We start from the raw sequence: 23,242 nt of genomic DNA on the forward strand, positions 1-23,242 counted from the left end.
CCGTGGACCTCCTGACCGAGCTGGCCATCCTCGTCCTCGCCGCGTTCGTCGGCCTCGAGGTGATCTCGAAGGTCCCGAACACGCTGCATACGCCGCTGATGAGCGGCACCAACGCGATCCACGGCATCGTCGTGCTGGGCGGCCTGCTCCTGATCGGACGCGTCGACGGGGTGCTCGACGACGTGCTGCTGGTGATCGCGATCGCCTTCGGGACGATCAACGTCGTCGGCGGCTTCCTCGTGACCGACCGCATGCTCGGCATGTTCAAGGAGAAGGCACGATGAGCCGCGCTGACGTCGTCGCGCTGCTCTACATCGTCGCCTTCTCCCTGCTGATCGTCGGGCTGCGGATGCTGCGCGGGCCGCGGACGGCGGTGCGCGGCAACCAGACCGCGGCCGTCGGCATGGCGGTCGCGATCGTCGCGACCCTGCTGCAGCCGGGGATCGGCGACTGGTGGTTGATCGCCGTGGGCGTCGCGCTCGGCGTGGCCGTGGGCGTGCCGGCGGCGCGCAGCGTGAAGATGACGGCGATGCCGCAGATGGTGGCGCTGTTCAACGGCGTCGGCGGCGGTGCGGTCGCGCTGATCGCGGTCGTCGAGTTCCGCGCCGCGGAGGCCGAGCTGCCGCTCGACGTCCTGATCCCGCTGCTGTTCGCAGCGATCGTCGGCTCGATCTCCTTCTGGGGCTCGAACGTCGCCTTCCTGAAGCTGCAGGAGCGGCTACGGCGCACGATCCGCACGCCGCGGGCGGTCAACGCCGGGCTGCTGCTGATCGCGCTCGCCCTGGCCGTGGTGATCGCGGCCGGCAGCGAGACGGAGCTGCTGTTCTGGCTGATCCTGGTCTTCGCGGGTGCGCTCGGCGTGCTGGCGGTCGTGCCGATCGGCGGGGCGGACATGCCGGTGGTGATCTCGACGCTGAACGCCTTCACGGGCTTGAGCGCCGCGGCGGCGGGCATCGCGCTCGACAACACGGCGTTGATCGTCGCGGGCATGCTGGTGGGCGCGTCGGGCTCGATCCTGACCAAGCAGATGGCGGACGCGATGAACCGCTCGATCGCGAACGTGTTCTTCGCCGGTGTCGGGACGGGTTCCGCGGAGACCCTCGGCGCCCCCGGCGGCGGGACCGCCCGCTCGACGACCCCCGCCGATGTGGCCATCCAGCTCGCGTACGCGCGGCTCGTGGTGGTCGTGCCGGGCTACGGCATGGCGGTCGCGCAGGCCCAGCGCGCGGTCGCCGACGTGGCGGCCGAGCTCGAGAAGCGCGACGTCGAGGTGCTCTACGGCATCCACCCGGTCGCCGGGCGGATGCCCGGGCACATGAACGTGCTGCTCGCGGAGGCCGACGTGCCCTACGACCGGCTGAAGGAGATGGACGACATCAACGGCGAGTTCGGCCGCACCGACGTCACGCTCGTGATCGGCGCCAACGACGTCACCAACCCGGCCGCGCGCACGGTGGCCGACTCACCGATCTACGGGATGCCGATCCTCGACGTCGACAAGTCCTCCTCGGTGATCGTCCTCAAGCGCTCGATGTCCTCGGGCTTCGCGGGCATCGACAACCCGCTCTTCTACGACCCGAAGACCGCGATGCTGTTCGGCGACGCGAAGCACTCGGTCGGCGAGGTGCTGACCGAGCTGCAGGCCCTCGGCTAGCGCCGCGAACCGGAAGAATGGGGGCATGGCCACCGCACGGCGGCTCCTCATCGGGTGTGCGCTCGGCCTCGCAGTCGCCGCGACCGGCTGTGGTGACGGGGACGAGCGCGCCGCGCGGGCCGACCCGAGCGTGCGCGAGGCACAGGTCGCCGTGCAGCGCACCGTGCTCCGCGGGGAGGACTACGCCGGCCCGCGCGACGGCCCGCGGGCGCAGGAGGGTGGCCTGGTCATCTTCGTCGCGGGCGACCTCAACAACGGTGGCATCGCGGGCGCGGCGCGGGGCGCGCAGGAGGCGGCCGCGGCGATCGGCTGGCAGCTCGACGTGCTCGACGGGGAGGGCAGCATCGCCGGCCAGCAGCGGGCGCTGCGTGCCGCCGTGCGGCGCGACCCGGCCGGGATCATCCTCGGGTCGATCGACGCGACCGAGCAGCGGCACGTCCTGCTCCAGGCGCGGGCACGCCGGATCCCGGTGGTCGGCTGGCACGCGGGCACGCACCCTGGGCCAGGCCGCCACACGGGCCTGTTCTTCAACGTCTCCACGGAGGTCGACGAGGTGGTCCGCCAGGCCACCCGGTTCGTGATCGCCCACTCCGCCGGCAACGCCGGCGTGGTCATCGTCACCGACCGCCGCTACCCGATCGGTGCCCACAAGGCGGACCTGATGGCCGAGCAGCTGCGCGCGTGCCGCGGTTGCCGGGTCCTGGAGGAGGTCGACTCGCCGATCGACCTCGCCCAGCAGCGGATGCCGGCGATCATGTCCTCGCTGCTGCACCGCTTCGGCGACCGCCTGGGCTACCTGCTGACGATCAACGGCGCCTACGTCGGTGGTGCGCGCGCGGCGCTGGTCGACGCCGGGCGCCGCGGAGGCGACCCGCCGTACGCGGTCAGCGCGGGCGACGGCGACGCGTCGGACTTCGAGCGGCTCCAGGCGCAGGACCATCAGACGGCGACGGTCGCCGAGCCGCTGAACCTGCACGGCTGGCAGCTGATCGACGAGCTCAACCGGGCCCGGGCGGGCGCGCCGCCGTCGGGCTACATCGCACCGCCACGGCTGATCACGCGCGCCGACGTCCCCGACGGGGCGGTGTTCGACCCCGACAGCGGCTACCGGGACCGCTACCGGCGGATCTGGAGTCGTTAGGCGAGCGGGATCTTGGCGCTGATCGTCGTCCCGCCGCCGGGCGCGCCGCTGACCGAGAGCGTGCCGCCCAGCGCCTCGACCCGGTCCGCGAGCCCGATCAGGCCCGAGCCGCGGGAGCGGTCGGCGCCGCCGACGCCGTCGTCGCGGACGCTGAGCACGAGCCGCCGGTCCGTGACCGTCGCGGTGATCCAGACGTGCGCCGCCCGGGCGTGCTTGGCGACGTTGGTGAGCGCCTCGGAGGCGACGTAGTACGCCGTCACCTCGACCGGCTCGGGCAAGCGGGCGTCGGCCTGGACGTCGACCGTGACGGGCACCGGCGAACGGCGGCCGAGGTGGTGGAGCGCCGGTCCCAGCCCGCCGGAGGTCAGGATCCGCGGGTGGATGCCACGCGCGAGCTCACGCACCTCCTCGATCCCGGACTCGGCGTTGGCGAGCGCCTCGTCGACGAGCTCGGTGACCGACGCGTCTCCTTCCGCCAGCGCCTTGCGGGTGAGCTTGAGGAAGACGACCGTGGTCACCAGCCGCTGCTGGGCGCCGTCGTGCAGGTCACGCTCGATCCGCCGGCGCGCCTCGTCGGCCGCGGTCACGATCCGGCGCCGCGAGGCCCCGACCTCGTGCGCGAGCCGGCGGTTGACGGTGACGTCGCGGGCGGCGGCGTACAGCAGGCCCTGCGCGGGCACGGAGCGGACGTTCCACTGGATCCAGCGCGGGACGCCCCGGGCGTCGACGAGGCGCGCCTCGAACTCCATCGCCCCGAGTCCCGCCCGCAACCCGCGGAACCGCTCCCGGTTGCGCTCGCGGTCGTCGGCGTGGACGAAGTCGAGCAGCGGCCGCGCGAGCAGCTCCGCCGCGGCGTACCCGAGCGTCCGCTCGAACGCGGGGTTCACGCGCTTGAGGTAGCCGTCGAACCCGACCACGCAGAGGATGTCGGGGGAGAGGTCGAAGATGTCGTCGACCTGGCGCTCGGCGCGGCGGCGGCGTGTCATGCCGCGGCCCACCAGGAAGACGAGCAGCGCCGTGAGCGGCGCCCAGGCGGCGGCAAGCCCGGGCAGCGTCGCCTGCAGCGCGGTCCGCGGCTCCGCGGCGACGTCCACCGTCCACGTGCGCGTCAGCGCCTCGAACTGGCGCCGCGCGGCGGAGGGCGACGCGAGCGCGCCGCTGAGCGGCCAGCCGCTGAGGCCGATCGCGATCCGGCTCGGGTCGGTCTTCAACGACGCGCCCAGCCAGTCGGCCGGCACGAACACCACGAGGAGGCCGCGGCGGTCTGGGCCCTGGCCGAAGCGGGCGCCCTGGACGACGAAGAAGCCGTGCCGGCCGCCGAGCGAGCCGGCGGTGGTCGCCGTGCCGGCGAACAGCGACGCGGGCTCCCGGAGCGTGGCCGCCAGGGCCGGCACGCCGGCCAGGTCCGTGCCCGGCGGGACGGTCCCGCCGGTGACGAACGTGGCGGGCAGGTAGTGCGTGCCGCCGGCGGTGGTCCGCATGCCAGGCAGCGCGGTGATGCGCAGGCCCGTCCGCTGCTCGTACGCGGGGCGCGCGGCCTCGTCGACGCGCTCGACCCACATGGCGGTCGTCAGCCCGACGGTGGTCGTGGCGCTGCCGACGAGCGCCGCGAAGCGCTGGCTGCCGGTCACGCGCTCGCCCTGCAGCGCGTTGCCGAGCCCGACCGCGAACGCGCGCACCCGCTGGAGCACGTTGCGGACCTCCAGCGCGTGGTCGTCGGCGCGGCGTTGCGCGGCCTGCCGCCGGTCGTCGCGGACCACGTGCGTCGTCGCCGCCCACCCGGCGACGCTGAGCACGATCACCAGCACCAGCACCGCGACGCCGGGGGACAGGAACGACCGGCGGCGCTCGCGGCGGAGGTGCACGCCAGCCCTATTCGGGGTCACGGGGCTCGGCCCTGTGGACGCCGCATAGGCGGTCAAGCGGTGGCCGGGCTGACGACGCTCTTCGGGCTCAGGTGGGTCAGGTCGCCGCTGTCGCTCCCGGCGCTCGGGTCCAGGACGCAGTCGATCAGCGTGGGCGCCCGCGCGTTGAGCGCGTCCCGCAGCGCCGACTCGAGCTCCTCCGGGTTGGTGGCGTGATAGCCGACGCCGGAGAAGGCCTCGATCAGATGCTCGTGGTGGGCACTCGGCGCGAGCTCGGTCGGTGACGGGTCGGCGGACGCGAGGTTGACCTCGTCACCGCGGTAGGCGCCGCCGTTGTTCATCACGATCACGGTGATCGCGAGCCCGTAGCGGCAGATCGTCTCGAGCTCCATGCCGCTGAAGCCGAAGGCGCCGTCGCCCGTGATGCACACCACCGGGTCGCCGCTGTTGATCGCCGCGGCGATCGCGTAGCCCAGCCCGATGCCCATCACGCTCCACGTGCCGCTGTCGAGCCGGCGACGGGGGCGCTGCATGTCGATCACGTTGCGGGTCACGTCCAGCGTGTTCGCACCCTCGTTGACCAGGTACACGTCCGGGCGCTCCGCGAGGACGTCACGCACCGCCCGCAGGGCGTTCTCGAACTTCATCGGCGACGGGTTCTCGTCCAGCTGGCGCTGCATGGTCGCCACGTTGCTCGCCCGGTGCGCGTGCAGCTCGTCGCGCCAGGCGGGCGGCACGGCGAGCCGGTGGATCGGGGCGCGCTCGATCAGCGCCGTGGTCACCGACTCGATGTCACCGATCAGCGGCGCCGCGATCGGCTGGTTGCTGTCGAGCTCGCCGGCGTCGATGTCGACCTGGATGAACGTGACGTCGGGCGACCACTGCGGCGGCTCGCCGTGCCCGAGCAGCCAGTTGAGCCGCGCGCCGACGAGCAGGACGACGTCCGCCTTGGCCAGGGCCAGCGCCCGCGCGGCCGCCACCGACTGCGGGTGGTCGTCGGGCAGCAGGCCCTTGGCCATCGGCATCGGCAGGTACGGCAGGCGCGTGGCTTCCAGGAACGTGCGGATCTGGACGTCCGCCTGCGCGTACGCGGCGCCCTTCCCGAGCACGACGAGCGGCCGCTCGGCCTCGGCGAGGAGCGACAACGCCCGGTCGACGGCCTCCATCGACGGCAGCTGGCTGGGGGCGGGCTCGGTGATCCGCCAGTACGTCGTCGCCGCCAGCTCCGCGTCCACGGCTTGCGTGAGCACCGCCCCGGGGATGTCGAGATAGACGCCGCCCGGCCGCCCGGACGCCGCCGTCCGCAGCGCGCGCGCCACGCCGCGGCCGATGTCGCCCACGTGCGCGATGCGGTAGGCCGCCTTCGCGAACGGCCGGGCCGCGGCGAGCTGGTCGAGCTCCTCGTAGCCGCCGCGCTGCAGGTCGGCGAACCCGCGTCCGCCCGACCCGGAGATCTGCACCATCGGGAAGCAGTTGACCGTGGCGTTCGCGAGCGCGGGCAGGGCGTTCAGGAACCCCGGGGCCGAGGCCGTCAGGCAGATGCTCGGCTGCTTGGTCAGGAAGCCCGTCGCGGCCGCCGCGTGCCCGGCGCTCGCCTCGTGCCGGCAGCCCACGTAGCGGATTCCCGAGGCCTGCGCGAGCCGCGCGAGGTCGGTGATCGGGATGCCGACGACGCCGTAGATCGTCGCGACGCCGTTCACCTTGAGCGCGTCGATCATCAAGTGGAATCCGTCCGTCAGCGGGGCTTCCGTGGTGCTCATCTATGGTGGCTCCTTCGTCCCTTGGGGGCGGCCAGAGGTCAGACCCGCCACTCTTGGGGCTGGAGCCGGAGTTGTCGCCTGTCCCGGGGGACAGGTCGGTACAGGCCCACCGCCCGCGTCAGGCCGCCTGGGCCACGCTGAGCGCCTGCTCCACCGCCGCCACCACGCGCTGCGGCCCGGGCCCGTCGCCCATCACCAGCGTGTAGTGGTTCACGTCCGGGACGCGTTCGATGTGCACCCACGGATGCGTCGCCGCGAACCGCCGCAGCTCGCCCGCCGCGATCAGCGGGCTGTCCGCGTCGTCGAACAGGCCACGCTCCGCCCGCAGGAGCCAGACCGGCGCCTCCACGCGTTCCAGCGCCGTGCGCGTGGCGTGGTCCAGGACCATCTCCTCGCTGTCGGCCTGCACCGCCGCGGCCGCGGCCACGCACCGCACCGCTCCGCCGTCCGCGCGCAGGTCGTAGCGCGCGTACGCCTCGATGTCGTCGTTCCACGCGGTCGCGAACGCGGGATGCCCGCGCCAGCCGTCGATGTACGCGCCCACCGAGGGGAACGTGATCGACAGCCGCATAACCGTGTTCGCGAGCGCCGTCTCGAGCATCCGCTCAGGTTCCGCCGGGCGGGGAAGGGGCAGACCCGCGTCGAGCAGCACCACGCTCGCGACCCGCTCCGGGTGCTCGGCCGCGAGCCGCGCCATCACGTACGCGCCCATCGAGTGCCCGACCAGCACGGCGCGCGCGGCGCCGGCATCGTCCAGGACCGCGATCAGGTCGTCCACGTGCGCGGCGATGCCGTAGGGCGCGGGCAGGTCCGCGCTGCGTCCTCGCCCGCGCAGGTCGGGCGCGAGGAAGCACACGTCGGGGTGCAGCGCCCGCGCCACGGTCCTCCACGTCATCAGCGAGGCGGTGACGCCGTGCGCGGCCAGGACGAGGCCCGTCGCCTCGTCCGGCGCCCGCCCCGTCCGGGCGACGTGGAGCGCGCCGCCCGCCACGGGGATCTCGGTGCGGCTGCTGAATGGATCGGATCGCTCCATGCGTCAAAGGTGCCCGCGGCCGGGGCGCCGTCGGCTGGCCCTGCGGTCGGGCGGCCGCCGTCCTCCGGGCCGGTTCCAGACCGCGCCCGCCCGACCCAGACTCCGCTCGGCGCGCCCGTCCCGGCGGTGCTCGGATGAGCCGGTCACGCCGCGCGCGGGCCGGGTCGATATCCTGAGCCGCCCGTGGCTGGGTAGCTCAGCTGGTTAGAGCGCACGACTCATAATCGTGAGGTCGGGAGTTCGAGTCTCCCCCCAGCTATGCGATCCGCTTGTCGAAGACCTCGTTGAGGGCCTCCGTCGAGCTGGGATGCGTGTAGATCGAGTCGCGAAGCTCGCCCGCGGTGATGCCGTGACGGATCGCGAGCGCGACCGTGTTGACGATCTCCTGCGCGTCGATCGACAGCAACGCGGCGCCGAGGATCAGGTCGGTGTCGGCGTCGACGACGAACTTCATCAGGCCACGCGTCTCCTCCACCGTGTACGCGCGCGGCATGGCGACGATGTCGGCGACGTGCTCGCGCGAGACGATGATGTTCCTGCCCTGCGCCCGCGCTTCGCGCTCGGTCAGCCCGACCGTGGCGAGTGGGGGCGTGATGAACAGCGTGTGCGGCACGGCGACCCGGTCGGTGGTGGTGCGCCGGCCCTCGCCGAGGAGCTGGTCGAGCACGATCCGCGCGTCGTCGAGCGCGACGTAGGTGAACTGCGGGCCGCCGTTGACGTCGCCCAGGGCGAAGATGTGCGGCTGGCTCGTACGCAGGTGGTCGTCGACCTCGACGGCGCCGCGCGGGGTCGTGCGCACGCCGGCGGCTTCGAGGTTCAGGCCCGCGGTCGCGGGCCGGCGGCCGGTCGCGGCCAGGATCGCGTCGGCCTCGACCGTCAGCGTCTGCCCGGCGTGCTCGTAGACGACGGTCGCGGCGCCCTCGCCGTCGCGTACGTCCACGACGGTCGCGCCGGTGACGACGCGGACGCCGTCGCCGGTGAGGATGCCGGTCACCGCCCCGGCGACGTCGTCGTCCTCCCGGCGCAGGAGCCGGTCCGCCGCTTCGAGCACGGTCACCTCGGCGCCGAAGTTCCGGTAGATCGCGGCGAACTCGAGCCCGAGGTAGCCGCCGCCGATGACGACGAGCCGGCCGGGCAGCCGGTCCTGCTGGATCAGCTGGGTGCTGCTGACCAGCCGGCGGCTGTCCGCCAGTCCCGTGATGTCGGGAAGCATCGGCTCGGAGCCCGTGTTGATGAGGATGACCGGCGCCCTGACCGTGATGCGGTCGGCACCCTCGCCCACGGCGATCGTGTGCGGGTCGACGAACGCGGCGCTGCCGGTGATCACCGTCGCCGTGTCCTTGCCGTCGAGCGCCTCGAAGTTGCCGGCGCGGAACGCGCTGGTGAGCGCGCGCACGCCGGCGACGGAGGACGCGAAGAACGCCTGCGCGTCGTCCTCGAGCCGCCGGTTGCCGGCGTAGTGGACGAGCATCTTGGTCGGCACGCAGCCGACGTTCGGGCACGTGCCGCCGTACATGTTCTCGGACCGCTCGACGAGGACGACGCGGCGCCCCGCGTCGGCGAGCCTGTGCGCGGCGGTCTTGCCGCCCTTGCCGAAGCCGATGACCAGCACGTCCGCGGTCAGCGTGGCGTCGGCGCGGAACCCGCGTTCCTGCAGCGTCCAGCGGTTGCCGTCGGGGTCGCTGAAGTCCGCGAAGGTCGCGTAGTCGGCGCGGCTGGGCTCGAGCCCCGGCGCCCAGCCGCCCCGCCAGTCGTCCAGCGGCGCCTTGTGCCGGAGCGCGCTGACCGCCACCCCTCGACCCAGGAGCGCATCACGCGTCGTCTCGATGTCGTCGACCACGAGGTGGAGGCCGCGCGTGGAGCCGGCCGCGGCGTCGGCCACGAGCTGCACCGAGCAAGCGGAGCCGGGTGGCGTCAGCTGCACGACGCGGAAGTCGTCGGACGGCTGGTAGTCGACGTCGAGCGTGAACCCGGCTCGCTCGGTGTAGAAGCGCAGCGCCCGGTCGACGTCGCCCACCGGCAGCGTCACCACTTCGATGCCGGCCTTCATGCGAGTCGCTCCCCGCCGTCGACGTGCAGCGTGACGCCGGTCAGGAACGGATTCGTGAGCGCGAGGATCGCGGCCGCCGCGACGTCCTCCGCGGCACCGACGCGGCGGGCCGGGCTGTGCTCGCGGACGTGCGCGAACAGCTCCGCCTTGCCCTGCTCCCCGAGCGCGTCCCACGCGCCGGTGTCGATGACCCCGGGGGAGATGGCGTTGACGCGGACCGGCGCGAGCTCGACCGCGAGCGAGCGCGTCAGGGTGTCCGCGGCGCCGTTCGTGATCGCGACGGCGAGCGTGCCGACCTGGATCTTGAACGCGGCGGCTCCGGAGAACAGCAGCATCGAGCCGCCCGCGGCGATCCGGCCCTGGAAGGCCTGCGCGAGCAGCAGCGGGCCGATCACCTTGGTGTCGAACGAGCGCTGGACGGCGTCCCGCGTCAAGTCGCCGAGCCGGCCGCGTGCCCGCGCCGACGCGGTGGAGACGACGTGGTCGACGGTGCCCACGCGCTCGGCGAGCGCGGTGATCGACACGTCGTCGGTGAGGTCGACCGCCTCGATGCGGACGTCCGGGGCGTCCCGGTAGGCCGACGCCAGCGCGTCGGGCTGGCGACCGGCCGCGATCACGGCGGCGCCCTGCGCTCGCGCCGCCTCCGCGATCGCCCGCGCGATTCCGCTGCCTCGGCCGATCACCAGCACGGTCTTGCCTGTGAGAGAAGTCATCGGTCGAATCAGTGACGGGCGTCGGCCGGCTCTTACCGGCGCCGGTAAGAAGTGGCGGCGCTCACGCACTGACGACGGCATGACCACGTACCGCACGCTCGAGGCCGACGGCCGCGAGCTCTTCTACCGCGAGGCGGGGGACCCGTCGGCGCCGACGCTGCTGCTGCTCGCGGGCTTCCCGAGCTCTTCCGCCCAGTACGAGCCGCTGATGACGTCGCTGGCCGACCGCTTCCACCTGCTGGCGCCGGACTACCCGGGCTTCGGGCGCAGCCCGGCGCTGGACGGCGAGACGACGTTCGACCGCCTCGCCGATGCCGTCGAGATCTTCGTGGACGCCAAGGGCCTGGAGCGCTTCAGCCTGTACATGTTCGACTTCGGCGCGCCCGTCGGCTTCCGCCTCGCCACCCGGCACCCCGCGCGGGTGGAAGCGCTCGTGATCCAGAACGGCAACGCCTACGAGGCGGGGCTCGGGCCGAACATGCAGGGCTTGAAGCCGTACTGGGCCGACCGCGCGGCCAACGAAGGTGCGATCCGCAGCCTGTTGACGCTGGACGTCACCCGCTCGCAGTACGTCGACGGCGTCCCGGACCCGGCGACCGTCAACCCGGACCTGTGGGAGCTCGACCAGCGCTACCTCGAGCTCCCCGGCCGTGACCGGGTGATGCTGGACCTGCTGTTCGACTACCAGAGCAACGTCGCGCTCTACCCGGCCTGGCACGAGTACCTGCGCGCCCACCAGCCGCCGACGCTGCTCGCGTGGGGACGGCACGACGCCTACTTCCCGCCCGCCGGGGCGGAGGCGTACCGCGACGACCTCCCCGACGCCGAGCTGCACCTGCTCGACACCGGCCACTTCGCGACCGCGACGCACAGCCGCGAGATCGCCGAGCTCATCCGCGCGTTCCCGCCCTTCGACCCGGAGCACTGACATGGGACTCTCCTGGCAGCAGGGGCCGCTCGGCCGCAACCCCAACGGGCGGTTCCTCGTCCCCGGCCTACCGGAGCGCCTGCTCTACGCGGAGCCGCTGCGCCGGCGACTGCGCGCCGTCCTCGGCGGACGCACCGTGGTGGAGAGCGACGACGCCGTCCTGCTCTTCGAGCCGGGGCGCTACCCGGTCGCGTACTTCCCGCGCGCGGACTTCGCCGACGGCACGCTCCGGCCGATCGAGCACCGGAGCACGCACCGTGACCTGGGCGACACGGTCTGGTTCGAGGTCGCCGGCGACACGCGCACCGCGGCTCGCGGCGCCTGGGAGCACGTCGCGCTACCCGCGCACGCCGACGCGCTCGAGGGTCTGGTCGCGCTGGCGTGGCGCGCGATGGACGGCTTCTATGAGGAGGACGACCGCATCCTCGGCCACGCGTCCGACCCCTACCACCGGATCGACATCCGCCACACGTCGCGCCATCTGGTCGTGCGGGCGGGCGATCGAGTGATCGCGGACACGCGGCGCCCGTTGGTGTTGTACGAGTCCGGCTTCGCGCCGCGCTGGTACGTGCCCCGCGCGGACGTCGTGGCGGAGGAGTTGCGTGCGGTCGAGCTGCAGACGTTCTGCCCGTACAAGGGCGTCGCGTCCTATTACGACGTCGGCGACGCCCGTGGGGCGGCATGGTCCTACCGCGTCCCGTTCGACGAGATGGCCGCGATCGGTGACCTCGTGTCGTTCGAGCCCGACCGGGTCGACGTCACGCTCGACGGCCGGCGCCTCGAGCCCGCGCCGGGCCAGAACGTGACGGCGCACGGCATCGACCGCGACCTCACGATCGGGGAGGCGGGCGCGCTGTCGGGCGTCTCCTGATGTCACTACGATCAGCGCGTGAGCGGCGATCGTGCGGCAGCGGCGACCAGCGCTCCGGCCGACGCCGTCTCGCGCCGCTGGCTGGAGCAGCTCGAGGCCGGCCACCCGCGCCGTGACCAGGCGGTCGCCAAGCTGCACGACCTCCTGCGCCGGGCGGCGCTGCACGAGCTGCATCGTCGCCGCGGCCAGCTCCCCGCGCTCTCCGGCCCCGAGTTCGACGACGTCGCTCAGCAGTGCGCCGACGACGCGACCGTCAACGTCCTCGCCAAGCTGCCGGAGTTCTGCGGGCTCAGCCGCTTCACCACCTGGGCGTACAAGTTCGCGATCTTCGAGGTGTCCGGCAAGGTCGCCCGCCACGCCTGGCAGCACCACCCGCCCAGCGCCGAGGACCTTGCCTGGGACCGGCTGCCGGACGTCCTGGCAACCGGCCCCGGTGAGGAGGTGGAGCGCCGCGAGCAGCTCGCGGTGCTCTCCCAGGCCATCGAGCGGGATCTGACCCCGCGCCAGCGGGAGGTCTTCGTGGCGGTGGCGTTGAACGACGTGTCGATCGACGTGCTCGCCCTCCACCTGCGCTCCAACCGCAACGCCGTCTACAAGAACCTGTTCGATGCGCGGCGCCGGCTGCGCACCGTCCTGGCCGCCGCGGGGCATCCGGTCGGCGGAGGAGAGGGACGCACATGACCGACCGCGACCGGCTGGACGACCTGCTCCGCGCCGAGGACGGCGACCCCGGCTGCGACGCGGGCGTCCCGATCATGGACGAGTACGTCGAGCTCGAGCTGCGCGGCGAGGACCCGAGCGAGCGCTTCCCGGGTACCACCATCCACCTGCGGGTCTGCCGGGGCTGCCGCGCCGACCACGACGGCCTTCTCGAAGCGGCGCGCCTGCTCGGCGACGTCGATCCGGAGTGACCGGGCGGTAAGACCCCGTGCCGTCAGCGCACTCACCCCTACGACAGCGCCTCGGAACGGTCCGGCGCTGAAGTCAGAGGAGACGTGACCATGGCCCGATATGTGTTCCCCGAGCTCCTGCACCAGTTGGGGATCTCGCGCATGCGCTTCGCCGCCGCTGCCGCCGTCTACGACCCAGGCCCGCTGCTGCAGGCGCAGGCCGCCGCGCGGAAGGCGCGATGAGCGGGCGCCTGCTCTCGGTCAACGTCGGCCTGCCGAAGGACGTGGCGTGGCAGGGGCGCACGGTCTTGACCGGGGTGTTCAAGGAGCCGGTCGCCGGGGCCCGGCGCGTGCGCCGGCTCAACGTCGACGGTGACGGCCAGGGCGACCTCGGCGGCCACGGCGGCGAGCAGCGGGCCGTCTTCGCCTACCAGATCGAGTCTTACCGCTACTGGGAGTCCGAGCTGGGTCGCGACGACTTCGTGTTCGGCCAGTTCGGCGAGAACTTCACCGTGTCCGGCTTGGCGGACGACGAGGTCTGCATCGGCGACCGCTACCGGGTCGGCGGTGTCCTGCTGGAGGTCACCCAACCGCGCGTGACGTGCTACCGCGTCGGCCTGCGCATGAACGACCCGCGGATCCCGGCGCTGCTCGTCTCGCACCGGCGGCCCGGGTTCTACTTCCGCGTGCTCGAAGAGGGGGAGGTGGAAGCGGGCGACGAGATCGTGAAGGTGTCTGACGGACCGGAGCGGATGACGGTCGCCGAGGTCGACGCGCTGCTGTACCTGCCGGGGCATCCGCGGGAGCAGCTGGCGCGCGCTCTGCGGATTCCGGCTCTGAGCCCGGGCTGGCAGGGCTCGTTCCGCGAGTTGCTCTCCAGCACGGGCGGCGGCAACGCGGGTCTCGTCGCGGCGAGCCCACCGCCGGCGTGGCCCGGCTTCCGGGAGCTGCGGGTCGGCGCGATCGAGCGAGAGAGCGACTCGGTGATCTCGGTCGTCTTCGAGGACCCGGACGGCGTCGCGCTTGCGCCCGCGCTGCCGGGCCAGTACTTGACGCTGCGTCTGGGCTCGTCGCCCTCGGTCCTGCGCAACTACTCGCTGTCCGGCCCGCCGGGCGCCGCGTCGTACCGCGTCACCGTCAAGCACGAGCCCGACGGCGTAGGGAGTGGCTTCCTCCACACGCGGCTGTCCGTCGGCGACGAGCTCCCCGTCGCCGCGCCCCGCGGAACGTTCACGTTGGGCGAGACCGGCGGTCCGGTCGTGTTGATCAGCGCCGGCATCGGCGCCACGCCGGTCCTCGCGATGCTCCACGCGCTGGTTCGTGAGCGGTTCGCGGGGGAGGTCTGGTGGCTGCACGGCGCTCGTTCCGGCCGTGAGCACCCGTTCGCTTCCGAGGCGCATCGGCTCTGCAGCGAGCTATTGAACGTAAAGACGCGCATCTTTTACAGTCGCCCGGGCGTGGACGACGTGCTGGGCCGCGACTTCGACGAGGCGGGCCGCCTGACGGGTGCTGCGCTCGCCGAGCTCGGCCTCCCGCGGGACGCCGACGCGTACGTGTGCGGCCCGGCGCCGTTCATGACCGACATCACCGCGGGCCTGGCGGCCGTCGGCCTTGCTCCGTCGCGCATCCACACCGAGCCGTTCGGTCCGGCGGCAGGTCTGACGCCCGGCATCGCGTCGGCGCCGACGCGAGCGCCGCATCTCCCCGAGGGACACGTGCCCTCGGCGGGCGCGCCGACGATCGAGTTCGCCCGCAGCGGTCTGTCCGTCCCGTGGAGTGACGACTTCCCGAACCTGCTGGAGCTGGCCGAGGCCTGCGACGTCCCGGTCCGCTGGTCCTGCCGGACCGGCGTGTGCCACAACTGCGAGACGACCCTCATCGCCGGCGACGTCACCTACGACCCGGACCCGCTCGAACCGCCGTCCGACGGCAGCACCCTGATCTGCTGCGCGCGCCCCCAGGACGACCTCGTCCTGGATCTCTGAGCGCACTCAGGTTCTCGTCAGAACCAGCGGCGATGCTGTTGGGATGCGCGTGGGGATCTGCGAAGACGATCAGCAACTGCAGTCGGTGCTCGCCCGCGCGCTGGCGGCCGAGTCCTTCCGGGTGCGCGTGACCGGGACCGGGCGGGACGCGGTGCGCGTGTTCTCGGAGGATCCGCCGGACCTGCTGGTGCTCGACATCGGCCTGCCCGACGCCGACGGACGTGACGTGTGCCAGGCCTTGCGGGCGCACGGCGTGGACGCGCCGGTGCTGTTCCTCACCGCGCGCGGGCAGCTGGCCGACAAGTTGTCGGCGTTCCATGCCGGTGGCGATGACTTCCTCAGCAAGCCGTTCGCGTTGGCCGAGTTGGTCGTGCGCGCGCACGCGCTGGTGAAGCGTCGTCGCGTCGCGCTGTTGCCGGCCGCGGCGCCCGGGGAGCTGCGTCTGGACCCCAGCCGGCACGGGGTGAGCGTCGGTGAGCGCACCGAGGCGCTCACCCCGACCGAGTTCCGGGTCCTCGCGGTGCTGATCGCCCGGCCGGGCGTCGTGGTGCGCCGGCGCGAGTTGGTGGCGGCGGGTTGGCCGGACGGCGCGATCGTCAACGAGAACACGCTGGACGCGTACGTCGGGCGGTTGCGCCGCAAGCTCCGCGCGCTGGATGCGAGCGAGCAGATCGAGACGGCGCGGGGCGTCGGCTACGTGCTGCGGCGAGTCCCCGCGACCGCCGCGGCTACCGGCCGGCCGACACCGGCACGGACGCTTCAGCCGTGACCGCAGCGGCCGCGGTCGCGGGCGCGGCCGGCGCCTCGGTCGCGCGGTGGGCGGTGACCGCTTCGCCACGTCGGCGCGGCCGCGTGACCTTCAAGTACTCGGCGGCGTAGTAGGACCCGATCACGAACAGTGCCGCCAGGGCCTGCGCGGCGAGCGTCTCCCACACCGAGTAGACCTCGAACCACGAGCCGAGCCACTCGGGCACCGTGAACGGCGTGTCGTGGCGCGGCAGCCAACCCAGCTCCACGAAGCTCAACGCCGTCCCGCCGATCATCACGACCAGGACGATGCCGACCAGGACGCCGGTCAGGATCAGCATGCGCCGGTACGGGAGCTTGGCATGCAGCCAGAACGTGAGCGCCCCGACCACCGCCGTGGCCGCCAACCCGATCCCGACACCCTCCAGGACCGTCCCGGTCCCGTCCTGCAGCTGCAGGTTCTGCAGGAACAGCACGACCTCGAACCCCTCCCGGTAGACGCTCGTGAACCCGAGCGCCACGAGGCCGAAGCTCGCGCCGATGCCCACCTGCGCGAGCAGCGTCCGCCGCCGCCGGTGATGCCGCGCGATCCACTGCGACCAGTACACCTTGTGCACGAACCAGTTCAGGACCACCAGCAGCACGACGATCGCGATGAACCCGGTGATCGCCTCCAGCCGCGGCCCTAGCGACGACGCCGCGTCCAGCACGGCCTGCACGACGAACCACGTCGCCACCGTCGCGACGAACGCGCATCCCGCGCCGAGCACCACCGGCACCCGGCGCTCCGCGTTGGCCCCGCGCATGCTGGCCGTGACTGCGGCGAAGATCAGCACCGCCTCCAACCCCTCGCGGAACACGATCATCGCCGAGTTGAACACGATCGTCGCGTGGCTCTGCGGATGGCTGATCTCGGTCGGGTCGACCGGGCCGGTGGAAGCAGTCGCCATCAGGTACACCAGGCCGACGAGCACCACCGCGGCCGCCGCCCAGATCAACGTCCGCCGATAACGGAGAGAAGGCACTTAGGGCACCCTAAAAGCTCCTCCACTGATCTCCAGCCGTCAGTCAGGTTGCGTTCAGGTTGGCTCATGCCCGTGCCATGTTGGACTTCACGAGTCCGACCCGATCCGTGGAGCAGACATCATGAGCGCTGTCGAGTCGCTGCCGTACGGCCATCACCTCTACTTCGAACACGACGAGGATTCGACGGTCGTCGCGCTCGGGCACCTCGTCGCGTCGAAACCACCCGCCAGCCAGCCCGATTCCGTCGCGACCGCCGCGGCACGAATGGCCGAGGCAGCGCGAGGAGAACGAGGACGCCGCCAACCCATCGTTGTGCGGCCGCTCGCCACGGGGCAGTACGAGATCGTCGACGGAAACGCCACCTACGGGGCGGCTCTTGAAGCGAAGTGGTCCGATCTGCCTGTGCGCATCCAGCGCGCCCGGGACGCCCCCGAGCAGATTTGACCGTGGCCGCGGCTACTGGAGCCGTCGCAGGTCGACGGCATGACGGGAGGGCGGACGGGACCTCATCGAGAACATCTCCACCCAGCAGACCCTGCACCGGTGGCTGCCGGGGAGCGGCAACTACACCGGTTCTGGAGTCGCGTTGATCCCATTGACGACCGTGTTGACGCTGCCGGACGTTGGCAAGAAAGCGACGCGTGACTCAAGCTCCGACACGCGGATTATGATTGGACCGAGAGATGGCGCTACCTCTGGTGAGGCGGCAGTTGGGACACAGAAGGGGACACGACTGCGACGACGGTCACTCGCGCGACTCAACAGCTTCGAGGATCGCGCGAACGCCGGGTGCAGCTGCTGCCGTGAGGTAGAGCCGGAGCCAAGGCGCTCGTTCTCGCATCTCGAGCCCAGCAAACAACATCTCGGAGCCGAGGGCCGGACCTACGCGCTCGTAGGCTTGGCGCCAATCCAATTCTTCGAGCTGCTGGTGGAACGCCAACGAGCGCACAGCCTCGGTTGCTGTTAGAGGCGCGACCTGGCGGTCCTGCGCGATGCTACGCAACTCGTCGCGCGGGAAGTCCGTCGGGTCTAGTTTGGACGCTGCGTGGCACATCCAAGCGTCGACCCAGTCCACGCAAGTCGGTTGAGTGAGCATGCTCCGTATGTACTCAACCGACAAATTCCAGGTTGAGTGCGTTCCCCGCGTCAGGTATTCAACCACGTGTGGAGTCAGTTGCGGAAACCATCGATGGACTTCCGCTAGATCGCGGTCAGGAAGCTGTACGTCGGTCCGAGCGAGGAGTGCCAGACACTCCAATGCGAGGCTCGCTACGGCTGGGATCTCGTCGTTGTTGTCGCCTCGTCGGAGAATCGTTGCGCACTGCCTGAAGAAGTAACCGTAGACGTCCTCGAACTCTTCGGCATTGCCGGTGACAAGTTGGTCGAAGACGTCTTCGATCGTGACGGAATGGTGATACAGAAGCGCCCAGATAGTGTCGTCGGGGATGCCGGTTCGTTCAAGGATGCCGGCGGCGTCGTCGGCATCTTCTGCTTGCTCGAGCAGTTCGCGGCGTTCATCCACCAACCGCTCCTTCAGTCTGTGAACGCCGTGATGCTCTAGACCCTCCACGAAACTCGACATACGCATGATCGACGTCTTTTCCGAATTCAAGGCGAGTCCGATGTCGTTGAGCCATCGCTCCATTCGCTGAAGCAGACGACGGCCTTGGCCGAGATTCTGAACTGGGAAGTAGTAGTCGTCCGCGTAACGCAAATACGGCGTGGCGCTCTCGGCGAGGCGAAGGTCTAGCGGCAAGAGGTATGCGGACGCTAGGACATCGCTGGCGAGTGGGCCTTGCGGCAACCCGCGGCGGAAGCCCATAGTCGCGTCGAGGAACGCTTCGATTGCCCGCGCGACCACAGTGGAAACTCGAAGATGCGTCGTCAGAAAGACCGCGAGCAGAGAGTGATCTATCGATTCAAAGAAGTGCGAAACGTCGGCCTTGACGACGTAGGCGGACTGCCAGTCGACGACGCGCTGCGTGTACGTGGCGGAACCTTTATCGGTTCGGTTGCGGGGCCAAATGACCATCTCCGGCAGCGCATCGTCAAGCTTGCCCTCGACAACGCTCGCCAAGGCCTCAAAGATCAGGCGGTCGGGGAACGCGAGAACCGCCGCGGGACGCGATGTGAACGCGCCCTTGGGCGCTCGGACTATGGCGGCTCGCTGTGGCCTGAGTTCGAATGCCTCGATGACTCGTCCGACCGACTCGCCCAGCAGCCCCGCGACGTCGACAACTTGGGTCTCGTCGGGAGTCGCCCGCGGAGGGAGAAGATCGGAGGGGACCAACGCGTGGGTTGTCGCGCCGGCCAGTTCCTCCCTGCCAATCGCTCGTGGAAGCAGTGCGGCCGCTTCATGAGCAGCGTCCCATACAAGCGAGTCGTGCGTGACGCCGTGGACGAGGTCCAGCACGGTGAGGCACCGCTCTTCGAACTCTTCGTCATCCGTTGTGGCGTCGTTGACCGCGCGCAGACGTTCGATCTGAACCGTCAGGTCGAGTTGGCTCATCCCCCGCATCTGGAGGGCTCTGAGGGGCAATAGAAGATCCGCACGCGACGCTCCCTCGAGCAACTGACGGCGGAGGAGGCTAAGCGCAGATGGAACAGCGAGATCTTCCGTCATGCCAGGGACCAGTACGGCTGTGTCTCAGCGAGGGTGGCGCGAAACATTGAGAGCTGGACCGCTGCCGCTGGCTCGATGACCCCGTGAAAGACCGCATCGGGCACAAAGTTGAGGCTACTCCCGAGTTGGTCTTCGTCGATTCGCCACACCGGATCCTTGCCAGTCCCGCCATATTCCTCGGGGCGCCTGTAGGGCGGGAGCTCCCATGGATCGTCCGGAGTTACGCTCATCCCGCCGCCGCCTGGATGGACCTTTCCTTCGTCGTCGGGAACGACGTCATCGGGCTCTCGCACGCCGAGTTGCCGCGCGCTATCACCCACCTGTGGTCGATCTCCGTCGACCTTCATCGCTCGAAAGAGATCGCGCACGCTGAAAAGCCTAGTGAAGTGCTTGCGCAGAGTGCCCGCTTCGACGCAGTCACAGCTATTTCATTGCGCGCGAGATTCCAGACGGATCTACTGGCTGCGCGTCTCGCGCTAGACGTGACCCACACTGGGCGGCACCAGGCTTCTCAGTCGCTCCATTGATCGCTATCTCCGCGTTTCGGACGTCGCCGATCTCAGGCACACCACTGCACCGGAGGTGCTGGGCCGAGGCCCGAGCTGCGAGGCGCCGTCTACCGACACGCTGATTGCGGCGCACCTTCGGCGGAGCGCAGAGAGTCTGGTATGGCCACGAAGCGCCGTTCGTCGGCTAGACCAGCAGATGAGCGCATTCGAAACGCTGGCCGATGACGACGACGGTGGGTGCACCACGCGTTAAGTAAGCGCCGACGTCGCGCGGGGTGGGCGAGACGGGGGGGATGCATACGTCCGCCCGAACAGCCACGACTCAGATGCCCGCCCACGCTCTGGTCAGCGCTCTAACACTGGTCGCGAGGCTTTTGCCCGCGAGCGGCTCTTGGCGGCTTGTGGAGATAGCGATGCTCTCCATCGGCAAGCTCGCGGCCCACCAGGCGAAGTACTACCCCGACCAGGCCGAGGTGCGTGTCGATGTCGTGCAGAGCGTTGGCGGTGGCGTCGAGGACTACTACGTCGGACCGAGCGAGGCACGGGGTCGATGGATCGGCGCAGCCGCACACGAGCTCGGACTCCGGGGACGAGGTTGGCGCTGACGACTTTCGGCGTGTGCTCGACGGGGCTTGACCCTCGAGACGGGACAGAGCTGCGGACATCGACAAGCCGCGCGAGCGTCGCCGGGCTGGACCTGACATTCTCGGCGCCGAAGAGCGTCAGCGTCCTATTCGGGCTCGGGGACGAAGAGACGCGCTCGCGCGTGCGCGGGCGCACATGACGCCGCGGTGCGTGAAGCGGTCGGCCACATCGAGCGGGCGGCCGCGGCTGTGCGGCGCGGGCACGGTGGCGTGATCGTCGAGGAGGCGTCGGGGCTCGTCGCTGCGGCGTTCCGCCACCGAACGTCTCGTGCTGGCGATCCGCGTCGTCGAGTGCGAGACGTAGACGCCCGGGAAACGAGTTCTTGCGCCAGTTCGCCATGACCTACCTAGGCGGGACCCCCGAAAACTCGATCCCCTCGGGGACAGGGTGGGGGACACAGGGGACACCAGCAGGGGGTTTGCTGGGGCAAGTAGCGGTCGGACGCGAACCAAGCACCAACCGAGGAAGTCCTGCAGTAGAGCCAAGTCTGGCCCTGGAAGGTGATGCCGGAGGAGGGACTCGAACCCCCGACACGCGGATTATGATTCCGCGGCTCTAGACCTCAGTCCGACGCGATGCGCCGCGACGCCGCCAAGCGATCCAGCGCGTCGTGCCCCACACACGCCAGGTCGAACGGCTCACCCGACTCGACGAGGAAGTTCCACAGCTCCGCGCCGTGGTCGGCGGGCAACAGAATCTCGAATGCGTCGCGGCCCTCGCGGACGATCAGCCCCGACGGCGTGAGATCGACCTCGTTCAGCAGATCCGACGCGCGCGGCCCGATCAGGCCGATCGCCGCGTAGGCGGAGGTGCGGACGTGCGCCGAGATGTCCGGGTAGTGCTCCAACACGTCCGAGACCTCGGGCGAGGACTCGGCCTCGCAGCGCACCAGGGCACGGTCGGCGCCGATGAAGGACGCCCAGACCAGTGGGCCGAGCTCGGTCAAGGCCGTCTCGACCGCGGTCGGGTCGCCGCGCAGCTCGTACGTCTCGCGGTCTGATCGGTCGGCCATGCCGACCGACTTCTGGCAGACGGCTTCTTCAGCGCCGATCGAGCCGAAGTGCGCCGGCACTCTGCGGCCGTGGCGTTCGGCCACTACCGCTCCGTGGTTGCGTGCGACCGTCTCCAGCGGACTCGATGCCATGGTCCTGGCGAGGGTAGCTGTCCGCGCGCCGGAACGCCGCAGCAGCGAATGCAGCGGCGGCCAATGCGGCTATTCCGCCCGCGACCAGACCGGCTCGCGGGCCGGCGGCCTCGGCCAGCCAGCCGACCAGCGGCGCGCCGATCGGCGTGGAGCCCAGGAAGACGATCGAGTAGAGCGCCATCACGCGTCCGCGCATGACCGGCTCGACCGCGATCTGCAGCGAGCTGTTCACTCCCGCGGCGAACGTCACCGAAGCCGCGCCCAACGGCACCAGCGCCAGGATCTGCAGCCACAGGGTCGGCGCCGCGGCCGCCGCTATCAAAAAGATGCCGAACAATAAGGACGACAGCACGAGGAGCGAGCCGGACACGCGGCCGCGCGCGCCCGCCGCCAACGCGCCCGCCACGGAACCCACGCCCATCGCGGCCGTCAGGCCCGCGTAGGTCGCCGCCGTGCCGTGCCAGGTGAAGTCGGCCAGCAGCGGCAGCAGCACCTGGAAGTTGAACGAGATCGTCCCGACCAGCGCCATCATCGCCAGCGGGATCCGCAGCTCGGGCGTTCGGGCCACGTAGCGCAGCGCGCTGCGCAGCTCGCCGCCCTTGCGCTCCGCCAGCTTCGGCGTGTGCAGCTTCGACGCGTCCATCGTCCGCAGCGCGATCAACATCGCGATGAACGACGCCGCGTTGACCGCGAAGCAGGGCGCGATGCCCAGCACCGCGATGATCGTGCCGGCCGCGGCCGGCCCGAGGATGCGCGAGCAGTGCACCACGACCGAGTTCAGGGCCACCGCGTTGAGCACCCGGTCAGAGCCGACGATCTCGACCACGAACGACTGCCGCGCCGGGTTGTCGAGCGCCAGGATCGATCCCCGCACGAGCACCAGAGCCAGCACCATCCACGGCTGAGCGGCACCGGTCAAAGCCAGCACGAACAGCGTCACCGCCGGCACGACCATCGCCATCTGCGTGAACGTCAGCAGCGTGCGCTTGGACATGCGGTCGGCGAGCAGGCCGCCCCAGGCGCCGAAGAGCAGGATCGGCAGGAACTGCAACCCGGCGGTCAGGCCGACCGAGACGCCGGACCCCGTCAGCTTGACCATCAGCCACATCTCGCCGACGATCTGCATCCAGTTGCCGGTGATCGAGATCACCTGGCCGGTGAAGTACTTGCGGTAGTTCGGGACCCGCAGGGAGCTGAAGGTGCGCTCGATCGTGGCGGTCACTCGTCCAGCACCCGCTCCAGGATCTCGGCGGCGGCTTCGAGCGTCGCGAGGTCGGCCGGGGTGAGCGTGTCCAGCCGCTGCGCCAGGTAGGCGTCCTTCTTGTCGCGCACCTCGGCGAGCAGCGCCTCGGCGCGGTCCGTGGCACTCACCAACGAAGAACGGCGGTCGGACGGATCGGCCGTCCGCTCGATCAGGCCGCGTTCCTCGAACAATCCGAGGACGCGCGTCGCGGTGGGGCGCTGGATGCGCTCACGCGACGCCAGCTCCGAGGGCGTCAGCGGGCCGAAGCGCACGACCGTGACGAGCGCGGCGATCTGCGTCGGCGTGAGGTCTCCGGTCGCCTCCTGGCGCATCCGCCGCGCGAGCCGGGTCAGCACCGGGCGCAGGCGATGGGCGAGGTCGGTGGTGGAGATGGTTCGCATCGCTAATTAGCCTA

23 protein-coding genes, 1 tRNA gene and 2 pseudogenes are annotated in these 23,242 nt (G+C 71.0%); 14 read left to right on the forward strand and 12 right to left on the reverse strand.

Annotation, left to right across the window (positions count from 1 at the left end; all coding sequences use genetic code 11):
- The first annotated feature begins 2 nt into the window (after positions 1 to 2).
- Genes C8N24_RS24175 through C8N24_RS24185 form a run of 3 tightly spaced genes read left to right on the forward strand, consistent with a single transcriptional unit; the run spans position 3 to position 2,795 of the window.
- Positions 3 to 284 carry an NAD(P) transhydrogenase subunit alpha part 2 gene (locus C8N24_RS24175; RefSeq protein ID WP_121254980.1) on the forward strand — a complete coding sequence of 94 codons (282 nt, stop codon included), beginning with the start codon at positions 3 to 5 and terminating at the stop codon, positions 282 to 284.
- The gene (locus tag C8N24_RS24180) at positions 281 to 1,654 is read left to right on the forward strand and encodes an NAD(P)(+) transhydrogenase (Re/Si-specific) subunit beta (protein WP_121254982.1); all 1,374 of its coding nucleotides are present in this window, start codon (positions 281 to 283) and stop codon (positions 1,652 to 1,654) included. The genes C8N24_RS24175 and C8N24_RS24180 overlap by 4 nt, the downstream gene beginning before the upstream one ends.
- A 25-nt stretch (positions 1,655 to 1,679) precedes the next feature.
- Positions 1,680 to 2,795 carry a substrate-binding domain-containing protein gene (locus C8N24_RS24185; RefSeq protein ID WP_121254984.1) on the forward strand — a complete coding sequence of 372 codons (1,116 nt, stop codon included), beginning with the start codon at positions 1,680 to 1,682 and terminating at the stop codon, positions 2,793 to 2,795.
- Here C8N24_RS24185 and C8N24_RS24190 read toward each other — a convergent pair.
- From C8N24_RS24190 to C8N24_RS24200, 3 genes are all read right to left on the reverse strand, one after another.
- On the reverse strand, positions 2,792 to 4,660 hold the full coding sequence (locus tag C8N24_RS24190) for a PAS domain-containing sensor histidine kinase (RefSeq protein WP_121254986.1): 1,869 nt from the start codon (positions 4,658 to 4,660) through the stop codon (positions 2,792 to 2,794). The two genes, C8N24_RS24185 and C8N24_RS24190, sit on opposite strands and share 4 nt — an antisense overlap.
- Before the next feature lie 53 nt (positions 4,661 to 4,713).
- Complete coding sequence (gene oxc, locus C8N24_RS24195; protein WP_121254988.1) at positions 4,714 to 6,420, reverse strand: oxalyl-CoA decarboxylase; 1,707 nt, start codon at positions 6,418 to 6,420, stop codon at positions 4,714 to 4,716.
- Between the two features lie 118 nt (positions 6,421 to 6,538).
- The gene (locus C8N24_RS24200) at positions 6,539 to 7,453 is read right to left on the reverse strand and encodes an alpha/beta fold hydrolase (protein WP_121254989.1); all 915 of its coding nucleotides are present in this window, start codon (positions 7,451 to 7,453) and stop codon (positions 6,539 to 6,541) included.
- A gap of 185 nt (positions 7,454 to 7,638) precedes the next feature.
- On the opposite strand from C8N24_RS24200, the gene C8N24_RS24205 reads away from it, so the two are divergent.
- Positions 7,639 to 7,712: transfer RNA gene (locus C8N24_RS24205), tRNA-Met, on the forward strand.
- On the opposite strand, the gene C8N24_RS24210 is transcribed toward C8N24_RS24205, so the two are convergent.
- From C8N24_RS24210 to C8N24_RS24215, 3 genes and pseudogenes are all read right to left on the reverse strand, one after another.
- On the reverse strand, positions 7,710 to 9,110 hold the full coding sequence (locus C8N24_RS24210; protein ID WP_425474469.1) for a dihydrolipoyl dehydrogenase family protein: 1,401 nt from the start codon (positions 9,108 to 9,110) through the stop codon (positions 7,710 to 7,712). The genes C8N24_RS24205 and C8N24_RS24210 overlap by 3 nt on opposite strands.
- Before the next feature lie 60 nt (positions 9,111 to 9,170).
- Positions 9,171 to 9,503: pseudogene (locus tag C8N24_RS35730) on the reverse strand (VOC family protein); the annotation flags it as partial.
- Complete coding sequence (locus tag C8N24_RS24215) at positions 9,500 to 10,216, reverse strand: SDR family oxidoreductase (RefSeq protein ID WP_121254993.1); 717 nt, start codon at positions 10,214 to 10,216, stop codon at positions 9,500 to 9,502. The pseudogene C8N24_RS35730 and the gene C8N24_RS24215, both read right to left, overlap by 4 nt.
- A 79-nt stretch (positions 10,217 to 10,295) precedes the next feature.
- On the opposite strand from C8N24_RS24215, the gene C8N24_RS24220 reads away from it, so the two are divergent.
- The 7 genes from C8N24_RS24220 to C8N24_RS24245 all read left to right on the forward strand — a co-directional run bounded on the left by C8N24_RS24220 (position 10,296) and on the right by C8N24_RS24245 (position 15,659).
- Complete coding sequence (locus tag C8N24_RS24220) at positions 10,296 to 11,144, forward strand: alpha/beta fold hydrolase (RefSeq protein ID WP_121254995.1); 849 nt, start codon at positions 10,296 to 10,298, stop codon at positions 11,142 to 11,144.
- A gap of 1 nt (position 11,145) precedes the next feature.
- Positions 11,146 to 12,015: a DUF427 domain-containing protein gene (locus C8N24_RS24225; RefSeq protein WP_121254997.1), complete on the forward strand. Its 870-nt coding sequence runs from the start codon at positions 11,146 to 11,148 to the stop codon at positions 12,013 to 12,015.
- Positions 12,016 to 12,033: 18 nt separating this feature from the next.
- Complete coding sequence (locus C8N24_RS24230) at positions 12,034 to 12,696, forward strand: RNA polymerase sigma factor (RefSeq protein WP_121254999.1); 663 nt, start codon at positions 12,034 to 12,036, stop codon at positions 12,694 to 12,696.
- Entirely contained in the window at positions 12,693 to 12,926 is a 234-nt protein-coding gene (locus tag C8N24_RS24235; protein ID WP_121255001.1) for a hypothetical protein, read from the forward strand. Before C8N24_RS24230 ends, C8N24_RS24235 begins: the two co-directional genes overlap by 4 nt.
- Positions 12,927 to 13,016: 90 nt before the next feature.
- Complete coding sequence (locus C8N24_RS35435) at positions 13,017 to 13,148, forward strand: hypothetical protein (protein ID WP_281272666.1); 132 nt, start codon at positions 13,017 to 13,019, stop codon at positions 13,146 to 13,148.
- On the forward strand, positions 13,145 to 14,890 hold the full coding sequence (locus C8N24_RS24240) for an MOSC and FAD-binding oxidoreductase domain-containing protein (RefSeq protein ID WP_121255003.1): 1,746 nt from the start codon (positions 13,145 to 13,147) through the stop codon (positions 14,888 to 14,890). Before C8N24_RS35435 ends, C8N24_RS24240 begins: the two co-directional genes overlap by 4 nt.
- Before the next feature lie 43 nt (positions 14,891 to 14,933).
- Entirely contained in the window at positions 14,934 to 15,659 is a 726-nt protein-coding gene (locus C8N24_RS24245) for a response regulator transcription factor (RefSeq protein WP_121255005.1), read from the forward strand.
- Here C8N24_RS24245 and C8N24_RS24250 read toward each other — a convergent pair.
- Positions 15,619 to 16,662, reverse strand: a complete 1,044-nt coding sequence (locus tag C8N24_RS24250) for an FTR1 family iron permease (RefSeq protein ID WP_147447963.1) — start codon at positions 16,660 to 16,662, stop codon at positions 15,619 to 15,621. The genes C8N24_RS24245 and C8N24_RS24250 overlap by 41 nt on opposite strands.
- Before the next feature lie 121 nt (positions 16,663 to 16,783).
- Between C8N24_RS24250 and C8N24_RS24255 the strand changes: the two genes are divergently transcribed.
- Positions 16,784 to 17,107, forward strand: coding sequence for a ParB N-terminal domain-containing protein (locus tag C8N24_RS24255; RefSeq protein ID WP_121255009.1), 324 nt, complete (start codon positions 16,784 to 16,786; stop codon positions 17,105 to 17,107).
- Positions 17,108 to 17,408: 301 nt separating this feature from the next.
- Here C8N24_RS24255 and C8N24_RS24260 read toward each other — a convergent pair whose 3' ends face one another.
- Both C8N24_RS24260 and C8N24_RS33420 read right to left on the reverse strand, forming a co-directional pair.
- Positions 17,409 to 19,172, reverse strand: coding sequence for a reverse transcriptase domain-containing protein (locus C8N24_RS24260; RefSeq protein ID WP_170179378.1), 1,764 nt, complete (start codon positions 19,170 to 19,172; stop codon positions 17,409 to 17,411).
- A gap of 110 nt (positions 19,173 to 19,282) precedes the next feature.
- Positions 19,283 to 19,654, reverse strand: coding sequence for a Tse2 family ADP-ribosyltransferase toxin (locus C8N24_RS33420; protein WP_147447964.1), 372 nt, complete (start codon positions 19,652 to 19,654; stop codon positions 19,283 to 19,285).
- Between the two features lie 691 nt (positions 19,655 to 20,345).
- On the opposite strand from C8N24_RS33420, the gene C8N24_RS35735 reads away from it, so the two are divergent.
- Both C8N24_RS35735 and C8N24_RS35740 read left to right on the forward strand, forming a co-directional pair.
- On the forward strand, positions 20,346 to 20,579 hold the full coding sequence (locus C8N24_RS35735; protein WP_121255015.1) for a relaxase domain-containing protein: 234 nt from the start codon (positions 20,346 to 20,348) through the stop codon (positions 20,577 to 20,579).
- Positions 20,551 to 20,781: pseudogene (locus C8N24_RS35740) on the forward strand (relaxase domain-containing protein); the annotation flags it as partial. The gene C8N24_RS35735 and the pseudogene C8N24_RS35740, both read left to right, overlap by 29 nt.
- Positions 20,782 to 21,002: 221 nt before the next feature.
- On the opposite strand, the gene C8N24_RS24280 reads toward C8N24_RS35740, so the two are convergent.
- The 3 genes from C8N24_RS24280 to C8N24_RS24290 are packed head-to-tail and all read right to left on the reverse strand — an operon-like array spanning position 21,003 to position 23,228.
- A complete protein-coding gene (locus tag C8N24_RS24280; RefSeq protein ID WP_170179380.1) occupies positions 21,003 to 21,452 on the reverse strand; it encodes a hypothetical protein in 450 nt (149 codons plus the stop codon).
- Between the two features lie 28 nt (positions 21,453 to 21,480).
- Positions 21,481 to 22,806, reverse strand: a complete 1,326-nt coding sequence (locus tag C8N24_RS24285) for an MFS transporter (RefSeq protein WP_121255020.1) — start codon at positions 22,804 to 22,806, stop codon at positions 21,481 to 21,483.
- Entirely contained in the window at positions 22,803 to 23,228 is a 426-nt protein-coding gene (locus C8N24_RS24290; RefSeq protein WP_121255022.1) for a MarR family transcriptional regulator, read from the reverse strand. The genes C8N24_RS24285 and C8N24_RS24290 overlap by 4 nt, the downstream gene beginning before the upstream one ends.
- Between the last annotated feature and the right edge of the window lie 14 nt (positions 23,229 to 23,242).

Origin of the sequence: Solirubrobacter pauli, from assembly GCF_003633755.1 — a bacterium.
In the GTDB taxonomy this organism is placed as follows: domain Bacteria; phylum Actinomycetota; class Thermoleophilia; order Solirubrobacterales; family Solirubrobacteraceae; genus Solirubrobacter; species Solirubrobacter pauli.

Excerpts from the sequence above, each read along its gene's own strand:
- C8N24_RS24180 (WP_121254982.1), top strand. The coding sequence starts at position 281 with ATGAGCCGCGCTGACGTCGTCGCGCTGCTCTACATCGTCGCCTTCTCC.
- C8N24_RS24185 (WP_121254984.1), top strand. The coding sequence starts at position 1,680 with ATGGCCACCGCACGGCGGCTCCTCATCGGGTGTGCGCTCGGCCTCGCA.
- oxc (WP_121254988.1), bottom strand. The coding sequence starts at position 6,420 with ATGAGCACCACGGAAGCCCCGCTGACGGACGGATTCCACTTGATGATC.
- C8N24_RS24200 (WP_121254989.1), bottom strand. The coding sequence starts at position 7,453 with ATGGAGCGATCCGATCCATTCAGCAGCCGCACCGAGATCCCCGTGGCG.
- C8N24_RS24215 (WP_121254993.1), bottom strand. The coding sequence starts at position 10,216 with ATGACTTCTCTCACAGGCAAGACCGTGCTGGTGATCGGCCGAGGCAGC.
- C8N24_RS24220 (WP_121254995.1), top strand. The coding sequence starts at position 10,296 with ATGACCACGTACCGCACGCTCGAGGCCGACGGCCGCGAGCTCTTCTAC.
- C8N24_RS24225 (WP_121254997.1), top strand. The coding sequence starts at position 11,146 with ATGGGACTCTCCTGGCAGCAGGGGCCGCTCGGCCGCAACCCCAACGGG.
- C8N24_RS24235 (WP_121255001.1), top strand. The coding sequence starts at position 12,693 with ATGACCGACCGCGACCGGCTGGACGACCTGCTCCGCGCCGAGGACGGC.
- C8N24_RS35435 (WP_281272666.1), top strand. The coding sequence starts at position 13,017 with ATGGCCCGATATGTGTTCCCCGAGCTCCTGCACCAGTTGGGGATCTCG.
- C8N24_RS24240 (WP_121255003.1), top strand. The coding sequence starts at position 13,145 with ATGAGCGGGCGCCTGCTCTCGGTCAACGTCGGCCTGCCGAAGGACGTG.
- C8N24_RS24245 (WP_121255005.1), top strand. The coding sequence starts at position 14,934 with ATGCGCGTGGGGATCTGCGAAGACGATCAGCAACTGCAGTCGGTGCTC.
- C8N24_RS24255 (WP_121255009.1), top strand. The coding sequence starts at position 16,784 with ATGAGCGCTGTCGAGTCGCTGCCGTACGGCCATCACCTCTACTTCGAA.
- C8N24_RS24260 (WP_170179378.1), bottom strand. The coding sequence starts at position 19,172 with ATGAGCCAACTCGACCTGACGGTTCAGATCGAACGTCTGCGCGCGGTC.
- C8N24_RS35735 (WP_121255015.1), top strand. The coding sequence starts at position 20,346 with ATGGATCGGCGCAGCCGCACACGAGCTCGGACTCCGGGGACGAGGTTG.
- C8N24_RS24280 (WP_170179380.1), bottom strand. The coding sequence starts at position 21,452 with ATGGCCGACCGATCAGACCGCGAGACGTACGAGCTGCGCGGCGACCCG.
- C8N24_RS24290 (WP_121255022.1), bottom strand. The coding sequence starts at position 23,228 with ATGCGAACCATCTCCACCACCGACCTCGCCCATCGCCTGCGCCCGGTG.